The sequence below is a fragment of the Psychrilyobacter sp. genome (genome assembly GCF_049671765.1).
GTDB lineage: Bacteria > Fusobacteriota > Fusobacteriia > Fusobacteriales > Fusobacteriaceae > Psychrilyobacter.
Map to the genome: position 1 here is coordinate 1 of NZ_JBATVM010000276.1, position 5523 is coordinate 5523.

At 30.9% G+C, this 5523-nt stretch carries 5 protein-coding genes and 10 tRNA genes; all 15 read left to right on the forward strand.

Features of this window, described 5'->3' with window-relative positions; genetic code table 11:
* Nucleotides 1-32 precede the first annotated feature (32 nt).
* Nucleotides 33-120 (forward strand) — tRNA-Leu (locus WBG30_RS12955).
* A gap of 27 nt (nucleotides 121-147) precedes the next feature.
* A tRNA-Tyr gene (locus WBG30_RS12960) sits at nucleotides 148-232 on the forward strand.
* Between the two features lie 3 nt (nucleotides 233-235).
* Nucleotides 236-312: transfer RNA gene (locus tag WBG30_RS12965), tRNA-Ile, on the forward strand.
* Nucleotides 313-316: 4 nt separating this feature from the next.
* Nucleotides 317-392: transfer RNA gene (locus WBG30_RS12970), tRNA-Ala, on the forward strand.
* Between the two features lie 4 nt (nucleotides 393-396).
* A tRNA-Met gene (locus WBG30_RS12975) sits at nucleotides 397-473 on the forward strand.
* 19 nt (nucleotides 474-492) lie between these two features.
* Nucleotides 493-567: transfer RNA gene (locus tag WBG30_RS12980), tRNA-Glu, on the forward strand.
* An 11-nt stretch (nucleotides 568-578) separates the two neighbouring features.
* A tRNA-Val gene (locus tag WBG30_RS12985) sits at nucleotides 579-654 on the forward strand.
* 21 nt (nucleotides 655-675) lie between these two features.
* Nucleotides 676-752, forward strand: a tRNA-Asp gene (locus WBG30_RS12990).
* A gap of 21 nt (nucleotides 753-773) precedes the next feature.
* A tRNA-Thr gene (locus WBG30_RS12995) sits at nucleotides 774-849 on the forward strand.
* 19 nt (nucleotides 850-868) lie between these two features.
* Nucleotides 869-943: transfer RNA gene (locus WBG30_RS13000), tRNA-Gln, on the forward strand.
* Nucleotides 944-1046: 103 nt separating this feature from the next.
* On the forward strand, nucleotides 1047-1802 hold the full coding sequence (locus tag WBG30_RS13005; protein WP_424505084.1) for a glycosyltransferase family 2 protein: 756 nt from the start codon (nucleotides 1047-1049) through the stop codon (nucleotides 1800-1802).
* Between the two features lie 35 nt (nucleotides 1803-1837).
* Nucleotides 1838-2875, forward strand: coding sequence for a glycosyltransferase family 9 protein (locus WBG30_RS13010; RefSeq protein WP_424505085.1), 1038 nt, complete (start codon nucleotides 1838-1840; stop codon nucleotides 2873-2875).
* 104 nt (nucleotides 2876-2979) lie between these two features.
* Nucleotides 2980-3087, forward strand: a complete 108-nt coding sequence (locus tag WBG30_RS13015; protein ID WP_424505088.1) for a hypothetical protein — start codon at nucleotides 2980-2982, stop codon at nucleotides 3085-3087.
* A gap of 85 nt (nucleotides 3088-3172) precedes the next feature.
* Nucleotides 3173-4327: a glycosyltransferase family 9 protein gene (locus WBG30_RS13020; RefSeq protein WP_424505086.1), complete on the forward strand. Its 1155-nt coding sequence runs from the start codon at nucleotides 3173-3175 to the stop codon at nucleotides 4325-4327.
* 14 nt (nucleotides 4328-4341) lie between these two features.
* The coding region (locus WBG30_RS13025) for a glycosyltransferase (RefSeq protein WP_424505087.1) at nucleotides 4342-5523 on the forward strand (1182 nt) is incomplete at its 3' end.

The following is a 5523-nucleotide window of genomic DNA, read 5'->3' on the forward strand; positions in this document are numbered from 1 at the left end:
AAAATAAATAAATAATTGTTCTAAATGATTATGCCTGGGTGGCGGAATCGGTAGACGCACGGGACTTAAAATCCCGTGTCCTCTGTGGACGTGCGGGTTCAAGTCCCGCCCTAGGCACCATTTAAAACATTTATACACACATTGTGTGGTTGGATTCCCGAGTGGTCAAAGGGAGCAGACTGTAAATCTGCCGGCTCAGCCTTCGAAGGTTCAAATCCTTCTCCAACCACCATTTACGCCTATAGCTCAGCTGGTTAGAGCGCACGCCTGATAAGCGTGAGGTCGGTGGTTCAAGTCCACTTAGGCGTACCATTTTGGGGATATAGCTCAGTTGGGAGAGCGCCGCACTTGCACTGCGGAGGTCAGCGGTTCGACCCCGCTTATCTCCACCAAAATGCCTTGATAGCTCAGTTGGCTAGAGCACTCGGTTCATACCCGAGCGGTCGATGGTTCGAATCCATTTCAAGGCACCATTTTTATATTACAAATTGTGGTCCGTTCGTCTATCGGTTAGGATTCTTGGTTTTCACTCAAGCGGGAGGGGTTCAACTCCCCTACGGACTACCAAATTGTAATAAGCTCGCATAGCTCAGTTGGGAGAGCACCTGCCTTACAAGCAGGGGGTCACTGGTTCAAGTCCAGTTGTGAGCACCATTTAAAACTTTATAATTTTATGGGGGTGTAGCTCAGTTGGTTAGAGTGCCTGCCTGTCACGCAGGATGTCGCGAGTTCGAGTCTCGTCACTCCCGCCATTAAATTATAATAATATATATGCCGCTTTAGCTCATCTGGTAGAGCAACTGACTTGTAATCAGTAGGTGATTGGTTCGACTCCGATAAGCGGCACCATAATATATAGTATACTTGTTGGGCTGTCGCCAAGCGGTAAGGCAACGCACTTTGACTGCGTCATGCGCAGGTTCGAATCCTGCCAGCCCAGCCAACTATAAAGTTTAACACCCTTAGGGGTGTTTTTTTGTATATATAAATATATAAATATATATGGTATAATCTAGAGAATGCTGAAAAAATTGGAGTGAATAAATATGAAGTTATCAATCGGTATAATAACATATAATGAAGAACGAATTTTAGGAAAAACATTAGACGCCGTAAGGGGACTAGCAGATGAAATAATTATTGTGGATAGTAGTAGTTCTGATGCCACAATAGAGATAGCTAAATCTAAAGGGGCAAAAGTTTACACTGAAGAGTGGAAAGGATTTGGTCCTCAAAAAAATTCGGTAATAGAAAAATGTAAAGGTGAGTGGATTCTTCTAATAGATGCAGATGAAGTAATAAGCAAAGAACTAAAAGAAGCAATTAAAAATATAATAAATGGAAAAAATAAATATGAAGTCTATGATATAAATAGATGCTCGGTGTGTTTTGGAAAAGAACTAAAATATGGCGGTTGGTCTAACCAATATGCTACTAGATTGTGGAAAAAAAGCAGTGTAAGAGTAAGCGATAACCTAGTCCATGAGGAATTTGAAACAAAATCAACTAAAGGGAAGATAAAAGAAAAGATATATCATCATACATATTTGACTTTGAGCGATTATATAACTAGATTTGATAGATATACTACATTAGGAGCAGAAGAATATGTTAAAAGAGGTAAAAAATCTAGCTTTTTTAATATTGTGATAAATCCATTTTTTAAATTTATAAGGATGTATATATTTAGATTAGGATTTTTAGATGGGATAGAAGGCTTGATAATTGCTTTGTTTAGTGGAATGTATACTATGACCAAATATTTTAAGTTGAGAGAGATGGAAAAAACAAGTCTAAAGTAAGAATGAAATTAATTCTAGTTTTGAGGAGCTAAGTTATGAAAGGTATAAAAAGGATCATAATATCTAGAACAGATAAGATAGGAGATTTGGTATTATCAATTCCTAGTTTTTTTATGGTGAAAAAAATCTATCCCAACGCTGAGATAATAGTTTTAGTAAGAAAATATAACTATGAAATTGTAAAAAATCTACCCTATATCGATAGAGTAGTTAAAATAGATGATTATAGAAGGGCAGAATTGATAGAAAAAATAAAATACTTTAAAGCAGATGTGTTTATAGCTTTATATAATGATCAATTTGTGATGCAATTGGCTAAGGCTAGTGGTGCTAGGGTTAAAATAGGTCCATTATCAAAAATAAAGTCATTTTTTATATACAATAAAGGTGTTTTACAAAAAAGATCTAAGTCAATTAAAAATGAAGCTGAGTATAATTTGGATTTAGTAAAGAAACTAGATAATAAAAAATTTGAGGATCTACTTGAACTAAATACAGAAATTTATTATGAAGAAAAACACAGAAAAGCGGTGGAAATATTCATAGCAGAAAAGTGGATAAAATCTCCAATATTAGTAATAAATCCATTTATGGGTGGGAGTGCTAAAAATATTAGTGATAAAGAGTATATAGAATTAATAAAATCTATACTAGATAAGATTGGAGATATAGATGTAGTACTAACATGTCATATATCGGAAGAGGACAGAGGACAGATGATATTAGATGAGATAGGAAGTGAAAGGGTATATTTGTATGCCAACGGAGGAGACCTCCTAAATCTAGTAGCTATGATCGATAAAGCAGATGTATATTTTGGTGGGTCAACAGGGCCAACTCATATAGCTGGATCGTTAAAAAAAAGTATTGTAGCTATCTATCCTAATAAAAAAACTCAGTCACCTTTAAGATGGGGAGTTTTTGGGAATGAGGATGTAACATATATAGTTCCTGACAAAGATAAAAAAGAAGATTATAAACATGAATTTTTTGATAGCTATACAGATGAGACAAGGGAAGAGATCGTGAATGAGATAGAAAAGAAGCTTTTGACGCAGACTTTTAGAAACTAATTTTTTTGACACAGATAGCACAGATAGAAAACTAAATTAACACAGATTTAATTTGAGATAAAGTTATGTTTCATGAAAAAGAGTTTACTTATTAAATTATAGGAATAGCTATGGAAGTATATAATGAATTAGGTTATGGTTTTTTAGAAAAAGTAGGTTTGTTAATTAATTTTAGTAATAATGGGCTAGAATATAAAAAAGTAGTTAACTAAATCTGTGAAAATTAGATTCTAAAATCAGTATAATCTGTGTCAGGTGTTTTGAATTTGGTTTAAGTCAATGAATTGGAGGGATATTATGGGGATTAGAGAATTAAATAGAAAGTTACAGGATTTTTTGAGACCTAAAAGATTGACTTTTGGAAGGATTTTGTGGGACAAAAAAAAGAACTCTTCCTTTTTATGGTTTCTCTTTAACAAAGAGAAACCGAGGTTGGAATTAAAGAAGATAAAGCATAAGAATTTAATTGAAACTCAAAATATTAAATCTATTTTATTTATAAGGAATGACGGAAAGATTGGAGATATGATAATTAATACTTTGATGTTTCGTGAGATAAAGAATGCATATCCAAATATAAAAATCGGTGTAGTAACTAGAGGAGCTAATAAGCAAGTTATAATAAATAACCCTTATGTAGATAAGATCTATGATTATAGTAAAACTGATAAAGAGTTAAAAAACTTAGCGAATGAGATTTCGTCTGAAAAATATGATCTTTTAATTGATTTTTCGGAAATGCTGAGAGTGAAGCAAATGAAATTTATTAATTTATGTAGGGCTAGGATTAATATGGGGCTAAATAAGGCTGATTGGAACTTATTTGATGTTTCTGTGGAGTATTTAGATAGAGAAAAGCATATAACTAACAGATATAAAGAATATTTAGAAATATTAGGAATAAAAAATTCAGATTTATCCTATGATATCCATTTTTCAGAAGAAAATTTAAAATTTGGAATAGAATTTAGAGAGAGAATAAAAGAAAAAAAATTGATTTGTATAAATCCATATGGTGCAAGCAAATACAGGACTTTAAATGAAAAGAAAATTAAGGAAATAGTAGGAGTAATCTTAAAAAAGGAAGATACTGCAGTAACTTTTGTGTATTCACCAGATAAATTAGTGGAATTGAAAAAAATAGTAAAGGAAATCAATGAAAAGAAGATTTATTTAAATGAAAATATAAGATCTATTATGAATACAGCATCAATTATTAAGGTATCTGATTTTATAATTACACCAGATACTTCTATAGTTCACTTAGGAGTTGCTTTAGACAAGGAGATGGCAGCTATCTATAGATCAGATGAAGGATCAGGAGAATTAAATAGTGTTATGTGGGGAGCTAACTCAGATAAAGTAAATCAAATTTACGCTAAACCAAGTTTAGGAGTAAATGAAGAAGCAGATATAAATCAATTTGAGGTTGAGGAAATAGAGTTGAATTAAAAGGGGATTAGTGAATGAAAAAAAATTTAATTGTATATACAAGTAATATTGGTAAGGGTGGAATGGAAAAAATGTCTGTTGAATTCTTAAAATCTTTAGATGTAAAAAAATATAATATATTATTTTTAATTAGAGAAAATAAAGGTGATGAAAATATATATGAATCTGAGATACCTCAAGGAATTAAAGTTAAATATTTGACAGATTTTACTTTAGGGAAAAAAATAAAAGAGTGTAGAGAAAAGAAAAAAAACTTGATATATAAATTAAAATATAGTTTTTTAATGAATAAAAGAAATAAAATAGCTTTAGAAAATATAAAAAAAGAGCTTGAATTTGCAGATGTTATTATTGATTATAGCTCAGGATTTTTAAGATTTGCTAATAAATTAGATTTACAAGGAAAAAACTTGATAGGTTGGAGTCATGTTGGTACAGGGGAATTAAAAAGTAAAAATGATAAAAAAGAACTTAGAAGAATAGAAGGGTTAAAAAAATACTCTTATAATGTTGTTATAAATGACTTGATGGAAAAAAACTATCCTATAACATATCCATTCTTAAAAGGTAAGATTTATAAACTTTATAATTTTTTAGACTATTCTGTAATAAAAAAACAGAGTAATCAGGAGAATGAATTAACAAAAGATGAGAAAGAACTCATAAATAAAGATTATATTTTAACATTAGGATCTTTAGTAGATAGAAAAAAAGTTGATTTTTTAATAAGATCTTACAGTGAAGCTAAAAAAAACGGACTAAAAGAGAAGTTCTATATTTTAGGAGAAGGAAAAGAGAAAGAAAAACTTTTGAAATTGATAAAATCATTAAATTTAGTAAATGATGTAAAAATACTAGATTTTAAAAAAAATCCATATATTTGGCTAAAACATTCAAAATTATATATATTAGGATCAATATCAGAAGGATTACCTACAGTATTGATTGAAGCTATGTATTTTAATAAAGTGATAGTAGCGACAAAAGCTCCAGGTGTAACTGATATATTATTAGGTGGAAGAACGGGAATTTTAATAGAAAATAGAGATGAAGAGAGTTTTGGGAAAGCCATGGTTGAAGGTTTGAAAGAGGAAGTTCAAAAAAAATATCAAGAAGAAATGAAAAAGCGCGTTGAAGAATTTAGTTTAGAAAAAGGTAAAGAAAGAATAGATAAGTTCTTAGAAGGGGTATTCGAA

What these genes read in the sequence shown, in the direction of transcription:
- WBG30_RS13005 (WP_424505084.1), top strand. Translation starts at nt 1,047, where the DNA reads ATGAAGTTATCAATCGGTATAATAACATATAATGAAGAACGAATTTTA.
- WBG30_RS13010 (WP_424505085.1), top strand. Translation starts at nt 1,838, where the DNA reads ATGAAAGGTATAAAAAGGATCATAATATCTAGAACAGATAAGATAGGA.
- WBG30_RS13020 (WP_424505086.1), top strand. Translation starts at nt 3,173, where the DNA reads ATGGGGATTAGAGAATTAAATAGAAAGTTACAGGATTTTTTGAGACCT.